Source organism: Methanoculleus sp. SDB (assembly GCA_001412355.1).
In the GTDB taxonomy this organism is placed as follows: Archaea; Halobacteriota; Methanomicrobia; order Methanomicrobiales; family Methanomicrobiaceae; genus LKUD01.
Genome location: LKUD01000091.1, coordinates 22,054 through 37,035, shown reverse-complemented (window position 1 = coordinate 37,035; position 14,982 = coordinate 22,054). Strand labels below are relative to the sequence as shown.

The following is a 14,982-nucleotide window of genomic DNA, read 5'->3' as shown; positions in this document are numbered from 1 at the left end:
GCGACGGCCTTTGCGATCAGCGTCTTGCCGGTCCCCGGCGGCCCGTACAGCAGGACGCCCTTCGGGGGGTCGATGCCGAGTTTCCTGAAGAGTTCGGGGTGGCGCATGGGAAGCTCAATCGTTTCACGCACCCGCTGCAGCTCGTCTTTCAGCCCGCCGATATCCTCGTAGGATATGTGCCTGAGCCCTTCGAATCCGGCTTCGGGCTTCTCCGAGATCTCGACCTTGGTCTTTTTCGTAATGATGACCGCGTCGTCGGGATCCATTGCCACCACCTTGAATGCGACAAGCTGCGGCTGCATGAACGGCAGTCCGGCCTGAATGGGGACCGTATCGTTTTTCATTGCAGGAAAATCGATGAGGCGGCTGATGACATGGTTGTAGTTGATGGGCAGTTGCCGGGGAAGATCCTCCGGGGGGGCGAGCACTACCCGGGATGCCTCCTGTGCCCCATCCGCCGGGATTATCCGCACACGGTCGCCGATGCTGACTCCGGCATTCGACCGGGTGAAGTTGTCGATGCGTATCTTTCCCTGGTGCCAGTCGTTGACCATCATGCGCCAGACCTTCGCTATCGTCCGGCGCTTCCCCTCGATAAAAACAAGGTCCCCCGGCGACAGGCGAAGCTGCAGCATTGTGTCCGGATCAAGGCGGGCTTTCCCTCCCCCCTGATCTTCCGGATATGCACTGTCAACTTTGAGAAACATGTCACAAATCACCTACATTTCATATATGCAATGGTTTATAAGTACTGGTACGATGCAAATTCTGCTCTTTGATCCGTTCAGCGGGGCCGCGGGAGACATGATTCTGGGGGCACTCATCGATGCCGGTGCTGATGCCGACCGGGTCACGGCGGCGATGGCCACGGTCGTAGAAGAACCGTCACTGGAGCGTGTGGACCGGTGCGGGATATCCGCCCTGCATGTGAAAACGCATGCCCGTGCCGCATCGCGGACGTTTGACGAGGTCATTGAGCGGCTCTCCGGAGCAGGGCTTCCGGAAAACGTCAGGAAAATGTCTGAAAGAGTATTTGAGCGTATGTGGCATGCGGAATCCTCCGTGCATGGGGAGCAGGCGCATTTTCACGAGGTCGGTGCGGACGATGCGATTGCCGACGTCATCGGGGCATGCACCGCACTCGAATCGCTCGACGCCGACGGCGTAGCGGTGCTGCCGGTCCGTCTTGGCCGGGGACTCATCAGGGGTGCTCACGGCACGTATCCGGCTCCCGCACCCGCCACGCTCGCCATTCTCCGGGAGGGGAAAATACCGGTGACTTTCTCCGACACCGGGCATGAACTCTGCACGCCGACCGGTGCGGCGCTCCTCTCCGAGTTCTCATCGTATGATCCCGATGCCATCGGCGCATCACGCATCCGTTCGGTGGGATACGGTGCGGGCACCCGGAATCCCACGTCGATGCCGAACGTCCTGCGGGTATCGCTGCTTGACGACGGAACGCCCGCTGCACGGGACGATACCGTCGCAGTACTTGAAACAAACGTGGACGATGTCACCGGAGAGATGATGGCCTGCACGATCGAGCGTCTGATGGAGGCGGGTGCCCGGGACGTGTCGGCGATCCCGGTCGTGATGAAGAAAGGCCGCCCCGGCTTTCTCGTCCGCGTCGTATGCCTTCCCGCCGATTCCCATGCACTTGCCACTCTGCTTGCCGCAGAGCTCGGGACGCTCGGCGTACGGTGCCACTCCTCGGTGCACCGGCTTGTCATCCCCCGGACGGTGGAGACGGTGACAGTGCGGTTCGGAGACCGGGACTATGCGGTGGACGTGAAGGTCGGGTGGGACGGGAATCGCCCCGTCACCCTCAAGCCCGAATACGAACAGGTGAAGGCCATTGCCCGCGAGACGGGAACGACGCTCCGGGATGCATCCCGGCGTGCGGAAGCGGCAGGCTGGGAACTGCTCGGACGAAGGGGGGCCTGACGTGGAGAAGGAGAGGGTATCCACCGGATCGCCCGATCTCGACGACCTCCTCGGTGGGGGGCTGGAACGGCGGACGATCACACAGCTCTACGGTGAGGCGGGATGCGGGAAGAGCACGCTTGCTCTCCTGTGTGCCGTATCGGTTCTCTCATCAGGTAAATCAGTGCTGTATATCGACACGGAGGGTTTTTCCGCCGACCGTTTCCGCCAGATCGCGGGCGATGCGACAGAGGAGCTTGCCGATCATCTCCTCATCTTCGAGCCGGTCGATTTCGAGCAGCAGGCGATGATGGTCGGAGAGTGCGAGGCGATTTTAAAGATCCGTGACGTGGGGCTGATTGTCATTGATTCGGCCACCGCCCTCTACCGCACCGAAGGAGGAACCGGCGGCGAAGCGCAGCGCCGGCTCGGAAACCAAATAATCCGGCTGCTCGGGTATGCAAAGAGATACGGTTTTCCGGTGCTCCTCACGAACCAGGTCTATATGGATGTGGAGACCGACACGCTGCGGGGACTCGGGGGGACGGGGCTGCACCATATCTCAAAGGCAATCGTGCGGATCAGCAAACGGAACGGTACGCGGGAGGCGTTGCTCGAAAAACACCGGTCTCTCCCCGAGAACCGGTCATTTATCTTTGAAATCGTGGAAAAGGGGATTAAAAGAAAATAGATCCCTCAAAGACCGTTGTTGCGGCCCCCTCCATGAGCGTCTCCTCGTTTAGGTATATGGTGAGGAGCCCTCCCTGCGTGGCGACAAGCACTTTCGTGCCCACATATTTTTTATCGGGTTCTCCCGCGTACCCGAGATGATGGGCGACTGCCGCGGATGCAGTGGCACCGGTGCCGCAGGAATATGTCTCCCCTTCGATGCCACGCTCAAACGTGCGGATTCGGATCTCGTTTTCGTTGACGACTTCGACGAAGTTCACGTTCGCCCCCTCGGGAAATGTCGGATGATTGCGGATGATGGGTGCAATCTTCCCGATATCCACCACGGCAAGCTCTTCGACGAAGACGACCGCATGGGGCACGCCGGTGTTCACCGCATATACATCGTATCCGCCGATCTGCTCGTGGTATTCTCCTTCGCCGGTGGCGGGGATCTGCCCGCGCCCGAACGCCGGTGTGGGCATGGTAATCGTAGCATGAAATATATCCTCGCGGTAGCCGAGGGTGACCGTAATCTCTCCCGCCAGCGTCTCCACGATACATCGCCCCTGCACGTATCCCGCATCGAACGCGTATTTGACGAGGCAGCGGATGCCGTTCCCGCACATCTCCGCTTCGCTCTCGTCGGGCTGGAAAAGGCGCATTTTTATATCGTTTCTCTCCGATTTGGACAGGAAGAGGACGCCGTCGGCACCGATACCGAACCGCCGCTCACAGTACAGGCGGGCGAAGGCCGGTTTCATCTCACCGGGAATAACGTCCCCCTCGTACTCGTCGATAAGCACGAAATCATTCCCGTTGCCATGCATTTTTACGAAAGGTATCTCCATGTCTCCCCGTTCTCCTGATTTGTTTCCTGTTGACTGTTCATTTTATAATGCAAAAATTGTTTGGCACAACCACACGGCTACCGGGAACCCCAGCGCTGGAGGGCGCGCTCCAGTTCGTAATGATCGCGGGCGTACTCCTCCGCATGGACACCGGCCATGAACGCATCGACGGCCTGCCGCATCGCCCGCGCACCGGCCGCCGTGCCGTCGGGGTGCCCGTGGATGCCCCCTCCCGCCTGGAGCACGATGTCGGTGCCGAGTGCCTGCAGCTCGCCGTACACCTTGCCGGGGTGAAGCCCTCCGCTGGCGACGGGAAACGAGGATTTCATTCCGAAATATGCGCATGTGAGCGCACGGTTGTCCTCGACAAGCGCCGCCGTATCGTGCCCCATCTTCCCCCCGACCGTGCCGGTGTGAAGCTGGTCGCCGCCGAGCATCCGGACGAGACGGGCAATCGGACGCATTGCAATGCCGTGATGCGGATTTCTCGTCATTGCCGCATGCATGGTTCGGTGGACATGAACCGGCACCTTGATCGCGGGCTCTTCGGCGAGTGCCTGAAGTGCGGAAAAGCCGGCCGTGATTACGTCCACCATGATGGTGTTCGCACCCAGTTCGATCGCCTCGAGGGCCCTCGCGGCAATCTGGTCGGCACGGGCGGAGACATTGACCGCATACAGCACCTGGCGCCCGGTTTCGCTCCGCGCCTCGTCGAGCGCGGCCATGACGGCGGGCACCCGCTCCGCGATCGGGCAGAAGGGCTGGTTTGTGAGTGTTTCATCATCCTTGATAAAGTCGACACCGCCGATTGCCGCCTGATATGCCACCCGTGCGGTGTCCTCCGGTGTGAGCCCGACCTTTGGTTTGATGATCGTCCCGACGTGCGGGCGCTGTTTCGTCCCGATGAGGCGCCGGACCCCCTGAATCCCGAATTTCGGACCCCGGAACGGGACCAGTCCGTCGGGAAATTCGATATCGAGCAACCTGACCGCCTCGAGCCGCCCGAGGCCGAACAGGTTGCCCGCTACCACGGAGAGATACTGGGGGATGTTGCCGGCCTCAAAGATCTCCGCCGGGTAGTGTATGCGGGTGACATATCCCTCTCCCGAGGGCTCGACGGATTCCACCGAGCCGTCGAGCCGCTGCACGTACGAGAGGCGGGTCGTGATATCCGTCCATGTCCCCGTTGTCTCCTCTTCGCAAATGGCCTTTGCAGCCTCATCCGGTGTCGTCGCCTCGTCCGGGATGAAGAAGTAGGTGGCAATCACATCTGGCATAGCACTTCAGTCCTCAGTTGCGCCGGTTCACTCAAATGCTTTTTGGAACTCTTCAATCGACCAGCCGAGATATTCCCGGATCACGCCGTATGCAAGGCCGGGCGGAATCGCACCCTTTTCGGTGACGATCAGATCGATGTACGCGGCCGGGGTCACATCAAAGGCGGGATTTCGCACCCGAACACGGGGAAGTGACGCTCTCAGATCATCGGCGAGCACCTCGGCGGGATCGCGCTCTTCGATGGTAATCAGTTCCCCGAGGAGGGTCCGGGGGGCGAACTTGTACGTCTCGGCGGCGACCATCACGTTCGTCCGTGCCTCATGGGCGGCAAGTGCAATCTGTGCCGTGCCGATCTTGTTCACGACAGCGCCGTTTGTCGTGATTGCGTCGGCTCCCACAATTACCAGATCGACGGAGTTCATGAAGTAGCGGGCGGCAGAATCCACGATGTACTGCGTTGTGATGCCGGCATCGTTGAGGGTCCGGATTGTCAGGAGCCCCTGGTTCCGGGGGCGGACTTCCGTTGCAAAGACCTCGATCTCCTTTCCGCTTTCGTGTGCCGCCAGGATGCAGGCGAGCGCCGCCTCCGAGTTGCAGTGCGTCATGATCGTATCGCCGTCCCTGATGTGGCGTGCTCCGAACGCGGCGATGCGGCCGAGCGCCTCTTCCGAGTTGGCGACGAAGGTGTCAGCCCGCCGGGAAATGAGATCGCGTGCTTCCCCTGTCGTGGCTGCCCCGGGGAGATCCTTCAGTACGAAGTGAAGGGCGTTCGGGAGCGAGACGGCGGTCGGCCGCGTGGCAAGCAGGATGTCTGCCGCCCGGTGCATCTCGGCGACGAAGGCGTCACGATTGTGCGTATCCACGGTGGCGGCGTGGGCCTTCAGTGCCAGCGCTCCGGCCCGGGCAATCCGTCCTGCACCGCGAATTTCCATGCCGGCGATTTTTTCAGCCGTATCGGCAAGACTCATGCGATTCAATGATAAGGTGTCACGGTATATAGCACATACAGGCGGAAAGAGACCATGTCGGTTGCAGTAGTGTTTGACAGTGCAGGCACCCTCCTCCATACGTATCGGGTTGCAAAGGACCTCATCCAGGACTCGATAATGGTGGATATCGAGACGACGACGCTGGCATACGCCTGCGAGGGCCGTGCCCTCGTCACGCTCTATGTCCATTCCCGGGACATCATCGACGCCGCTCCCGAAACGCTGCTCTCGTCGTATATCACAGAGCACCACACGCCGTTCGGCATCGCATGCTCCTGTCAGGTCGTCACCGGGGATCAGGTGAAGGCCGCACTCGCCGACGACAGGAGAGCGCACATCGGCGATCTGCAGGACTGCATCCGGATGGTCTGGAAGAGCTGCCGGAAGGAAGCCGTTGTCGCCATGGCAAGCGGTGTCATGATCAACCTCGTCCTCGGCGGAATCGAGTTTGTCATCACCTCGGGCGGCCGTCCCTTTCCGGGTGCGAGATCCACCATCCGAAGGCTGCAGGAGATGGGAGTGGCGACCTATATCGCCTCCGGAGACCGCACCGACAAACTCGTCCGCATAGCCGACTATCTTGGAATTCCGCACGACAACGTCCATGGCGTAGCGACTCCGGCAATCAAGGCGCAGGTCGTGGATGATCTCAGGACGCAGTACGATACGGTCGTGATGGTAGGGGACGGGATCAACGATCTCAACGCTATGTACACCGCAGATCTTGCCATCCTCTCCGAACAGCAGTCGGGGAAAAAACCCTCCCCTCTCTATGATGCCGCCGATCATGTCATCACGAAAGTGACGGAGGTCGTGGATATCGTCGCATCGCTGAAAAAATAAAAGCCGCACACCCGATGTACCGATATAAAGAATAATATGATACGACCACAACAATACAGTGAAGAGGAAATGCATGGCTCCTTTACTCACGGTTGAAAACCTTTGCATGGAATTTAACGGCAACAGAGTTCTCAACGACGTTTCTTTTCAGATGGATGAAGGTGAGATACTCGGTATCATCGGGAGAAGCGGTGCCGGGAAAACCGTCCTGATGCACCTGATCCGCGGGGTGGATCAGCCCCCGACGAGCGGTACCGTCCGTTATCATGTGGCGATCTGTGACGGGTGCTCGTATCTGGATGTCCCGAGCGCAGCAGGTTCCGCCTGCCCGAAGTGCGGCGGAGCGCTCAGGGCGACTGACGTCGATTTGTGGTCGGAAGAGAACGAGCAGCTCAAACGCCGGATAATGCGCCGGACTGCGATCATGTTTCAGCGTACTTTCGCACTCTACGGCGACGACAGGGTTATCGAAAACGTATTGCACGCTCTGGACGATATCGGATATCCCGGCCAGAATGCGGTGAACCGGGCTGCTGATCTTCTCGACGAGGTGCGCCTGTCCCACCGGATGATGCATATCGCCCGCGACCTGTCGGGAGGCGAAAAGCAGCGCGTTGTTCTTGCCCGGCAGCTCGCGAAGGAGCCGTTCCTGTTGTGCGCGGACGAGCCCACGGGTACCCTTGATCCGAGGACCGCCACGATTGTCCATGATATGCTGAATACGGCGGCGGAAACGAACAGTATGGGCATGCTTGTCACGTCGCACTTCTCACAGGTTGTCGAAGATATCTGTGACCGCGCCATCCTGCTCGAGGAAGGGAACATCGTCAAAATCGGAAGCCCCGCCGAGATCATCAGGACGTTCATGGAGAAGGCCGACGATACGGAGACGTTCGAGACAGCGGAACTCGGGGAGAAGGTGCTGATTGCCCGGGACGTGACAAAACGGTTCATCTCTGTCGACCGGGGTGTCGTCAAGGCAGTGAACGGCGTCTCCTTCGATGTGGCGGAACGGGAAATTTTCGGCATCATCGGCACGTCGGGCGCCGGAAAAACCACAATGTCGCGCATTATCGCGGGCATCATCGAACCCACGAGCGGCGAGATGAACGTCCGCATCGGTGAAGAGTGGATCGACATGACAAAGCCCGGCATCCAGAACCGCGGAAGGGCGAAAGGGTATATCGGTCTCTTACACCAGGAATACGATCTCTATCCGCACCGCACGGTTCTTGACAATCTCACCGATGCAATCGGGCTCGAATTCCCGAAGGAGCTTGCAATCAGGAAGGCCCAGATTACGCTTCGAATGGCAGGGTTTCCGGAAGAAAAGAGCGGTGCCGTTCTCGATCGGTATCCCTCGCAGCTTTCCGAGGGGGAAAAGCACCGTGTTGCGCTCGCGCAGGTGCTGATCCGGGAGCCGCGCTTCATCCTGCTCGACGAACCGACCGGGACCATGGATCCCATCACGAAGATCGATGTAAAACACTCCATCATGCATGCTCGCGAGGAGATGGACGAAACATTCATCGTGGTCTCCCACGACATGGAATTTGTCAAGGATATCTGTGACCGTCTTGCTCTCATGCGCGGGGGCAAAATCGTAAAAATAGGACCGACCGAAGAGGTATTGTCACATCTTTCCGCCGAAGAGCGCCAGATAATGGCGAAAGCGACGGAGAACTGAGGTGAGGGCATTGATCATCCACCTCGACGGCACGAGGCTGGAGATGGCGGAGGGGACGACCCTGCAGGACATAGTGCCCGGACTCGATACTGCGTGTTCGGTCGCCGTTATCCGTCCCGGAGAGGAGGAAGCGGCTGAAACGCGCTCGCTCCGGGTATCCACGACTGCCGGCGAGGTGGTGATCGAACTCCCGGCAACCGAAAAGTCCGGTGCACTCTTTATCCTTCCCGCCTGTGAGAGCGGGGATGAGGGCGCCGGACTCCCGCTCGGCTGGGCCGACCGGTACTCGGTAGCGTTCGGCCCGTTTCCCTCGGAGATCCGGCCGGCACGGGTGCCGGAGCAGTACGCAGAGGGTGACGTCATCCTCGGCTGCGGCGGATATGACCCGGGACGGTCGTATTTTATTTTTTCCCGGATGAAGCACAACGCCGACTACGGCGCCGCTTCGGGCGGGGGCGTAATCGGCCGCGTTGTAAGCGGGAAGAGTGTGCTGGCGCGGTGGTCCGCCGGGGACCGGATAGAGTGCGTCGAGCGGATCATGAGCCGCGAGGACAGGAGCCGGGCATTTACGACGACGGATCGGTCGGTACCCCTTGAGGACGGCATGCAGGTCATCAGCCATGTTCGCGTGATTGCCGAGGGGATTTCTCCCTCCGGGACGGACACGACGGTGGCGGAGAGTGTTGAGCACCTCCTTCTTGCTCTCGAAGGAGGACGGTTTTCCATCGGAAGATCCGCAAGCACGCATGTCCGTGACGACCGGCTGGGCGGAACCGATACGCCGTTTCAGAAGCGGGCGTCGCGCCTTGAGGGCACGGTTACCGTCCGCACCCGCGGCACCTGCCGGGGATGCGTCTATATCTATACAACCGACACGCCCGGCAGTGCCGCCCACACCGTCGTCGGGCGTGTGGCACACGGCATCGAGCTTATCAGGTTCGCCGGGGAGGGAGAGCAGCTCTGCGTACAGTCGGAACCCCCCCGGCTTGAATTCCTCGGAATGGCACTTAACGAAGCGGAAGCGCGTGCAGCGGAGCGCGGGATAAGGCTCTCCGTGGATGAGAGGTCGGGGGAGCGGGTGGTGATCGGCCAGGACCCCCCCACCACGCTTGAAGTGCTCGCCGCCGGTGCCGCCCGCCTGATGACGGTGCCCCTTGCCGACGTAATTGCCGTTCGTCTTGACGACGAGCGCGCACCCGCGACCTGCAAGATCTTCCGCACGGTCAGCGGGCTCAAACTGCACAACGTCGGCATGCTGCCGATTCTTTATACGTTCGAGGACGTCTACCTCTTCAAACCCGACATGGCCACGGGCACGAAGATCAACCTTGAAAACCTGCCCTCAGGGGAAGTGCCGGCCAATACTCTTGCCATGACCAACGATTCCCGGAAAGCCACCGGGATAGTGGGTGTGCGCACGACGGCAAACCGTGAGTTCGGGCCGACGAGCGAACCGTTTGAAGGCACGAACATCATCGGCACGATACTGGAACCGGAGAAGCTGAAGGCCTTTAAGGAAGGGAAAGTCGTTTTTATCAGGGAGGTCGAATCATGACCCTGTACACCCCGACCCACGTCGGTACGGTCACGAAATACGTATTCGTCGATTCGCCTGATATCACCCCCCAGAACCTGTCAATCCGTGCATACGAAATTTCCCGCGGCCTGATGATTAAAGAGACCTGTTTCGGGCTGCAGATTACCGGAATGCCGGATGAGGTGGCGAGGGTTATCGCGGAGCTCCGGACGCTGGACCCCTCCCACATCTTTGTCAAGGACCGGGGTTTTCCTCCCGGCGACCCGCGGCGGTGCAGGGCGAACCTGGGAGGTGCCCGCCCGGGGTATTACGGGCATGAGTTCGAAGTTGCGCTTCTCCGCTACATCTCCCGCGGCCTCGACCGGATCGCAGCCTGTGAAAAGGACGGGCTCCCGGCTCCCGAGGCGCCCCCGAAGAAACTTTACACAACACGTCTGGATGTGAAACGCCTGAAAAAGATCATCGATGCAGAGGAGCCCTAAAATGGCAAAAGTCTTTATTTATCCCGCAACGAGCCTCATTCTTTCCGATATGGTGGAGCGGTGGGGGCATTCGCCCCTTGGGGCGGCGGTCGCCGTCCGGGAACATATCCAGAGTCCCGGCCTCGACTCGCCGCCGCTCCAGATGACCGCCGACGATCCGAAACGCGGACTGAAATATGCGGCGGTTGAAGTGCCGTCGGGAGTCCGCGGACGCATGTCCCTCTTCGGTCCGCTCATCGAAGAGGCGGATGCGGCGATCATCGTCAACGACGCCGATCTCGCATTCGGGTGCATGGGGTGCGCGCGAACAAACGAGCTCGTCAAATATCTGATCCGGAAAAGGGGTGTTCCCGTGCTCGATCTCGTGTATCCTTCCTGTGATGAGGACGGTGTGGCGTTCGTGGCCGCGATTAAGGCGTTTCTTTCGGATCTTTCCGGGGGCGAACCATGAGCCAGCCCGTTCGTGTCGCCCAGCTCTCCTGCGGGCCGGAGCATTCGGGAGTGCAGAAGGAGATTTACGACGCTGCGGCTGCGGTGAATGCGGAGATGTTCTTCCCCGACGTCACGCTCAACGACATACGGGAATCATACGGTGCTTTCGGCCTGGAGGCGAGGAGTGCCGATCTCCGGCTTGCCATCGCCCGGGCAAAGGCCCTTGTCGAGGGACGGGTGGATGCGGACGCGGTTTTCATCGCCACCTGCTTCCGCTGTGCCGAGGCGGCGATTGTCAGGAACGAGCTCAGGCGGTATATTCATGAAAACTCCGACCTGCCGGTTGTCTCCTACTCGTTTACGGAACGCACCACGTCGGGCACGCTCCTCACCCGGATGGAGGCGCTCACCACGATTGCCCGGCGCCGTGCCCTGCTCGCCCGGGAAGTGCAGGAGGGGCTCACGATGGGCGTCGATTCCGGATCTTCGACGACAAAGGCGATTGTCATGCAGGACAACCGGATCATCGGCGCCGGCTGGGCGCCCACCACAAACGTTCTCGGGAGCGCCGAAGACGTCATCAAAACCGCGCTCGAGGAGGCGGGAGTGGCGCGGAACGACCTCGAGGCGACAGGCACCACCGGATACGGGCGTTTTCTCATCGGGGAAAAAATCGGAGCCGATCTCATCCAGGAGGAACTGACCGTCAACTCCAAGGGTGCGGTCTTCCTTGCCGACCGGCAGCGCGGCGAGGCAACGGTCATTGATATCGGCGGCATGGACAACAAGGCGATCTCCGTCCAGGACGGCATTCCCGGCACATTTACCATGGGCGGCATCTGTGCCGGGGCAAGCGGGCGGTTTCTCGAGATGACGGCAAAGCGGCTCGGTGTCGATATCACCGAGCTCGGGCCGCTTGCCATGAAAGGGCTGTCGGGGGAGGTGCCCATGAACAGCTACTGCATCGTCTTCGGCACCCAGAGCCTCGTCAATGCCCTTGCAGCCGGCAGTTCCGCAGAGGATGTCGCCGCAGCCGCCTGCCACAGCGTCGCGGAACAGGTCTTCGAGCAGCAGCTGCAGGAGGTCGACATCAAGGAGCCGGTCATTATGGTGGGCGGAACGTCGCTTATCGAGGGGCTCGTTCACGAGATGGGCAAACTGCTCCAGACGAAGATCGTCGTCCCTCCGCACTCCCAGTACATCGGATCGGTGGGCTCGGCACTGCTTGCATCAGGTTTTATCAGGGGCGATTCCGGTGAAGGCGCTTGAGTATTTCGAGGTCGAAAGCCCCGAACCGGTGGGCGGCGAAGCATACCGTGCGATAGCGGAGCATATCCTGCAGGATCTCGATCTCCTGAAGGTGATAGGACGGCTGCATATCTACATCGACCCCGAAATCCCCCTCTTTCTTGCGGTGGGCCTGACCCGCAAACTGCCCCGGCTCGTCCGCCTCGGTGATATCGCGAACGTGCTGGCGGATGGGGATCGGATTGTCCTCGATATCGCCGACGAGACGCATCTTTCGGAGATGCTCACGCTGCTCTGGGACCGGTACGGCCGCGACACCGTTGACCAGCCGGACCGTTTCACCGTGGTTATTACCTCACCCGGGATGGATGCGCGGGAGATTGAAAATCTCGTCGTCTTTAACCCGAGCGAGCACCTGTACAAGGATATCATCTATGCCCTCCAGTATATCGCCCCCGAGGGATTCAAGGTACGGCGGGAATGGGTGAAGGAGGAGCAGTTCTTCTATGTCGCCAGCGAAAACACGCTGGATGAGGATGTTCTGCGGACGCTGGTTGCGGAGAAGTTCCGGCTGATCGGGGTGAGCGAATGACGCTGGTGCCGGTAACGTACAAGGGGGGCGTCTATCGCCATGACGAAATCGTCGACCTGATCGAGGATCTCGGCGGATATATCGTACAGAAGCACACGATTGCACAGGACGTCATTCTCCAGTCCCTTGTTCCCCGTGAAGATATCGAGCTGATCCGGAGGATCGCCCGGCCGCTTACAGGCGAGGTGATCGAGGCCCCGCTCGTCGGCGCTGAGATTGCGGTCGTCAGCCCGAGTCTCGAAATCCACCATCTTCCGCACTCCTCCTGCGATGTTGCAGAATATTTCCGGCGTGTCGGCGCCAAGACCAACATGGTGGGCCTCGCCCGGGGATTCGGCAAACGGATTGCGAACCTGACTATCGAGGAGCGGGATGTGATCAACGAACACGACTGCGCCGTCTTCCTTCTCGGCAACTTCGAAGAGTGCATCCGCCACAAGTTTCCGGCTCTCAGGCGCGGTATCACGGTCCCCATCATCGTCACCGGGGCGCCCTCCACCGACCGCCTGAAAGCGATCATCGATCCGCCGGTGGAGGGGTACGTGGGGAGCATCGGCAGGCTTGCACACCGGATGAAGAAGCAGGAGGGTGAGATCGAGCATCTCGACACGCTTGTCGACGAGGTCGCGCGTGTGCTGGATGCGCGCCGCGATGAGATTGCCAAGGACCCGCTCTCGGTCTCGCCCGCGAGGCTGATGACCGTCATCGACGAGGCGATGCAGATCACGGCAGCCTCGACACATCCCACTCCGATCACCGTACAGATTGCCGGGCTTCGGGTGAAGATTCCGTACGAAACCTCCGCCGACACACTTCGTATGCTGGAGGTCGACGAGGGCATCACTCTCGGGGATGTGGCGGACGTGCTGCCGTCACGAATGCGCACGTACATATGGATCAAGATACGACCTTTTTCCGAGACCAACATCATGGTATAGTGCCATATTTTACCCGGCAGACACTACCATGAGAGATACGTCCTCGGAAATCAGTGTGGTGGATGTGTGGAGTTTGACGATATCTTACAGGAAATAATCGACCGGGGTGCAGACAAGACCGCGTCCCGGTGGCTTCGCGAGATCGAGGATGAATTCGGTGCCGTGCCGCTCATCTTTCAGCGAATGGCGCAGCGGCCCGAAGTGCTCGTTTCGCACCTTCTTTACAAGGATTCGGTTACGCATACGAGCACCATCGATCCCAAGTACGTCGAACTGATCAGTCTTGCCGTCGGGGCCGCACTCGGGTGCACCCATTGCGTGGAGTACCACATGACGTCTGCGATGAGCAAGGGAGCGACCCGGGATGAGATACTGGAAGTGGTGCTGATAGCGGGACTTCTTGCAAATTCCTCCGTTCTCGCAAACGCCTACCGCGTTGTCGACAAAAACTCATCCGAATGCGGCCCGAGCTGCGAAATCAACGGATTTTCCCGCAAAAAGCCGCAGGAATAAGCGGCTGCGGGATTCCTCTATTTTCCTTTTCGTGAGAACCGGAACACTCCCCGCCGTGGGTGTTTCTTCACGGTTCCGGAAAACACGCCTCCGGAAGCGGAGCGCACATCCTCGATGGTATAAAAGGAGTTTGGATTATAGGTATTTACGAGATTGAGAACATCGGGGATCTCTTTTCGCTTGACGACCGCAAAGATCAGCTTCACCTGCCCGTGCTTTCCCTCGGCATTGATGACGGTCATGCCGAAACCGCCGGATTTCAGCTCCCCGAGCAGCTCCGAGGCATCGTACTGGGTAATGATCCGGACAAGCGCCAGCCCCATTGCAACTTTTTCCTCGACCAGTATTCCTACGAAGTTGCCCAGTGCGAATCCCCCTGCATAGGCAAGGTAATTTGCGACGTTCGTAAGGTTTGAAAAGACCTGTCCGATGGCAAGGAGCCAGATGAGGATCTCGAAGAACGCAAGCACGGGTGCGACCATCTTGAGACCCCGGGACACGAAGATGATGCGCATCGTCCCGAATGTGACGTCGGCCACGCGCGCAAGGAATATGAGTACGGGGATGGCGAACGCTGCCACCGTATCGTTTGCCAGAAGATCGAATGGAACCATCAGCGTCCGTCCTCCGTTTGTGTCTGGCTAGGGATTGTGCATTCAGGAGTATAAGTATCGCTCTGTCGGATCATCACCTCCTGATCTCTGATCTCCCGTCCGCATTCCGGAAAAAATATCACCTGCCCGCCACGCCTCCCGGTCATGGCACTCTGCGGCCGTCATGCTTTCCCGTGGCTTCAGGCGGCCCGTCCCCGGCCTCACTCGACGTCACGATCCTCTTCGCAGCCTGCCCGTCTGGCGAACATGAATGTCGCCGCCGTCATTATCTTCTGCGCTATCGCCGATGCACAACTCGTTCTGCCGGCGCCGGCCGCCGGATGGCGGACAGCATAAAAGGGTTCATTTACTCCGGGCAAGAGTAAATTATTGCACACATTGCG

At 59.9% G+C, this 14,982-nt stretch carries 16 protein-coding genes and 1 pseudogene; 12 read left to right on the top strand and 5 right to left on the bottom strand.

Annotation, left to right across the window (positions count from 1 at the left end; translation table 11 throughout):
• Nucleotides 1-707: pseudogene (locus APR53_01465) on the bottom strand.
• A 52-nt stretch (nucleotides 708-759) separates the two neighbouring features.
• Here APR53_01465 and APR53_01460 point away from each other — a divergent pair.
• Both APR53_01460 and APR53_01455 read left to right on the top strand, forming a co-directional pair.
• Entirely contained in the window at nucleotides 760-1,947 is a 1,188-nt protein-coding gene (locus APR53_01460; GenBank protein ID KQC03316.1) for a hypothetical protein, read from the top strand.
• Nucleotide 1,948: 1 nt separating this feature from the next.
• Nucleotides 1,949-2,617 carry a DNA repair protein RadB gene (locus tag APR53_01455; protein ID KQC03312.1) on the top strand — a complete coding sequence of 223 codons (669 nt, stop codon included), beginning with the start codon at nucleotides 1,949-1,951 and terminating at the stop codon, nucleotides 2,615-2,617.
• Here the strand turns inward: APR53_01455 and APR53_01450 are convergent.
• From APR53_01450 to APR53_01440, 3 genes are all read right to left on the bottom strand, one after another.
• On the bottom strand, nucleotides 2,604-3,446 hold the full coding sequence (locus APR53_01450; GenBank protein ID KQC03311.1) for a diaminopimelate epimerase: 843 nt from the start codon (nucleotides 3,444-3,446) through the stop codon (nucleotides 2,604-2,606). The genes APR53_01455 and APR53_01450 overlap by 14 nt on opposite strands.
• 77 nt (nucleotides 3,447-3,523) lie before the next feature.
• Nucleotides 3,524-4,723 (bottom strand): ribulose 1,5-bisphosphate carboxylase, encoded by a 1,200-nt coding sequence (locus APR53_01445; protein ID KQC03310.1) that lies wholly within the window; start codon nucleotides 4,721-4,723, stop codon nucleotides 3,524-3,526.
• Nucleotides 4,724-4,750: 27 nt separating this feature from the next.
• Nucleotides 4,751-5,692 (bottom strand): translation initiation factor IF-2B subunit delta, encoded by a 942-nt coding sequence (locus APR53_01440; GenBank protein KQC03309.1) that lies wholly within the window; start codon nucleotides 5,690-5,692, stop codon nucleotides 4,751-4,753.
• A 54-nt stretch (nucleotides 5,693-5,746) separates the two neighbouring features.
• Here APR53_01440 and APR53_01435 point away from each other — a divergent pair, with 54 nt between their 5' ends.
• From APR53_01435 to APR53_01395, 9 genes are all read left to right on the top strand, one after another.
• Nucleotides 5,747-6,556: a haloacid dehalogenase gene (locus APR53_01435; protein ID KQC03308.1), complete on the top strand. Its 810-nt coding sequence runs from the start codon at nucleotides 5,747-5,749 to the stop codon at nucleotides 6,554-6,556.
• Between the two features lie 73 nt (nucleotides 6,557-6,629).
• Nucleotides 6,630-8,243: a methyl coenzyme M reductase system component A2 gene (locus tag APR53_01430; GenBank protein ID KQC03307.1), complete on the top strand. Its 1,614-nt coding sequence runs from the start codon at nucleotides 6,630-6,632 to the stop codon at nucleotides 8,241-8,243.
• A 10-nt stretch (nucleotides 8,244-8,253) separates the two neighbouring features.
• Complete coding sequence (locus APR53_01425) at nucleotides 8,254-9,798, top strand: hypothetical protein (GenBank protein KQC03315.1); 1,545 nt, start codon at nucleotides 8,254-8,256, stop codon at nucleotides 9,796-9,798.
• The gene (locus APR53_01420; GenBank protein ID KQC03306.1) at nucleotides 9,795-10,262 is read left to right on the top strand and encodes a hypothetical protein; all 468 of its coding nucleotides are present in this window, start codon (nucleotides 9,795-9,797) and stop codon (nucleotides 10,260-10,262) included. Before APR53_01425 ends, APR53_01420 begins: the two co-directional genes overlap by 4 nt.
• A gap of 1 nt (nucleotide 10,263) precedes the next feature.
• Nucleotides 10,264-10,713, top strand: coding sequence for a hypothetical protein (locus tag APR53_01415; protein KQC03305.1), 450 nt, complete (start codon nucleotides 10,264-10,266; stop codon nucleotides 10,711-10,713).
• Complete coding sequence (locus APR53_01410) at nucleotides 10,710-11,963, top strand: hypothetical protein (protein ID KQC03304.1); 1,254 nt, start codon at nucleotides 10,710-10,712, stop codon at nucleotides 11,961-11,963. The genes APR53_01415 and APR53_01410 overlap by 4 nt, the downstream gene beginning before the upstream one ends.
• Nucleotides 11,950-12,534: a hypothetical protein gene (locus APR53_01405; GenBank protein KQC03303.1), complete on the top strand. Its 585-nt coding sequence runs from the start codon at nucleotides 11,950-11,952 to the stop codon at nucleotides 12,532-12,534. The genes APR53_01410 and APR53_01405 overlap by 14 nt, the downstream gene beginning before the upstream one ends.
• On the top strand, nucleotides 12,531-13,472 hold the full coding sequence (locus tag APR53_01400) for a hypothetical protein (protein ID KQC03302.1): 942 nt from the start codon (nucleotides 12,531-12,533) through the stop codon (nucleotides 13,470-13,472). The genes APR53_01405 and APR53_01400 overlap by 4 nt, the downstream gene beginning before the upstream one ends.
• Nucleotides 13,473-13,538: 66 nt before the next feature.
• Complete coding sequence (locus APR53_01395; protein ID KQC03301.1) at nucleotides 13,539-13,985, top strand: alkylhydroperoxidase; 447 nt, start codon at nucleotides 13,539-13,541, stop codon at nucleotides 13,983-13,985.
• A gap of 17 nt (nucleotides 13,986-14,002) precedes the next feature.
• On the opposite strand, the gene APR53_01390 is transcribed toward APR53_01395, so the two are convergent.
• Entirely contained in the window at nucleotides 14,003-14,599 is a 597-nt protein-coding gene (locus tag APR53_01390; protein ID KQC03300.1) for a hypothetical protein, read from the bottom strand.
• Between the two features lie 144 nt (nucleotides 14,600-14,743).
• On the opposite strand from APR53_01390, the gene APR53_01385 reads away from it, so the two are divergent.
• On the top strand, nucleotides 14,744-14,935 hold the full coding sequence (locus tag APR53_01385; protein ID KQC03299.1) for a hypothetical protein: 192 nt from the start codon (nucleotides 14,744-14,746) through the stop codon (nucleotides 14,933-14,935).
• Nucleotides 14,936-14,982: the final 47 nt, after the last annotated feature.

Bases quoted from the DNA above. Each gene is read 5' to 3' on its own strand.
- APR53_01460 (KQC03316.1), top strand. From the start codon at position 760: ATGCAAATTCTGCTCTTTGATCCGTTCAGCGGGGCCGCGGGAGACATG.
- APR53_01450 (KQC03311.1), bottom strand. From the start codon at position 3,446: ATGGAGATACCTTTCGTAAAAATGCATGGCAACGGGAATGATTTCGTG.
- APR53_01445 (KQC03310.1), bottom strand. From the start codon at position 4,723: ATGCCAGATGTGATTGCCACCTACTTCTTCATCCCGGACGAGGCGACG.
- APR53_01440 (KQC03309.1), bottom strand. From the start codon at position 5,692: ATGAGTCTTGCCGATACGGCTGAAAAAATCGCCGGCATGGAAATTCGC.
- APR53_01435 (KQC03308.1), top strand. From the start codon at position 5,747: ATGTCGGTTGCAGTAGTGTTTGACAGTGCAGGCACCCTCCTCCATACG.
- APR53_01430 (KQC03307.1), top strand. From the start codon at position 6,630: ATGGCTCCTTTACTCACGGTTGAAAACCTTTGCATGGAATTTAACGGC.
- APR53_01420 (KQC03306.1), top strand. From the start codon at position 9,795: ATGACCCTGTACACCCCGACCCACGTCGGTACGGTCACGAAATACGTA.
- APR53_01415 (KQC03305.1), top strand. From the start codon at position 10,264: ATGGCAAAAGTCTTTATTTATCCCGCAACGAGCCTCATTCTTTCCGAT.
- APR53_01410 (KQC03304.1), top strand. From the start codon at position 10,710: ATGAGCCAGCCCGTTCGTGTCGCCCAGCTCTCCTGCGGGCCGGAGCAT.
- APR53_01400 (KQC03302.1), top strand. From the start codon at position 12,531: ATGACGCTGGTGCCGGTAACGTACAAGGGGGGCGTCTATCGCCATGAC.
- APR53_01390 (KQC03300.1), bottom strand. From the start codon at position 14,599: ATGGTTCCATTCGATCTTCTGGCAAACGATACGGTGGCAGCGTTCGCC.
- APR53_01385 (KQC03299.1), top strand. From the start codon at position 14,744: ATGGCACTCTGCGGCCGTCATGCTTTCCCGTGGCTTCAGGCGGCCCGT.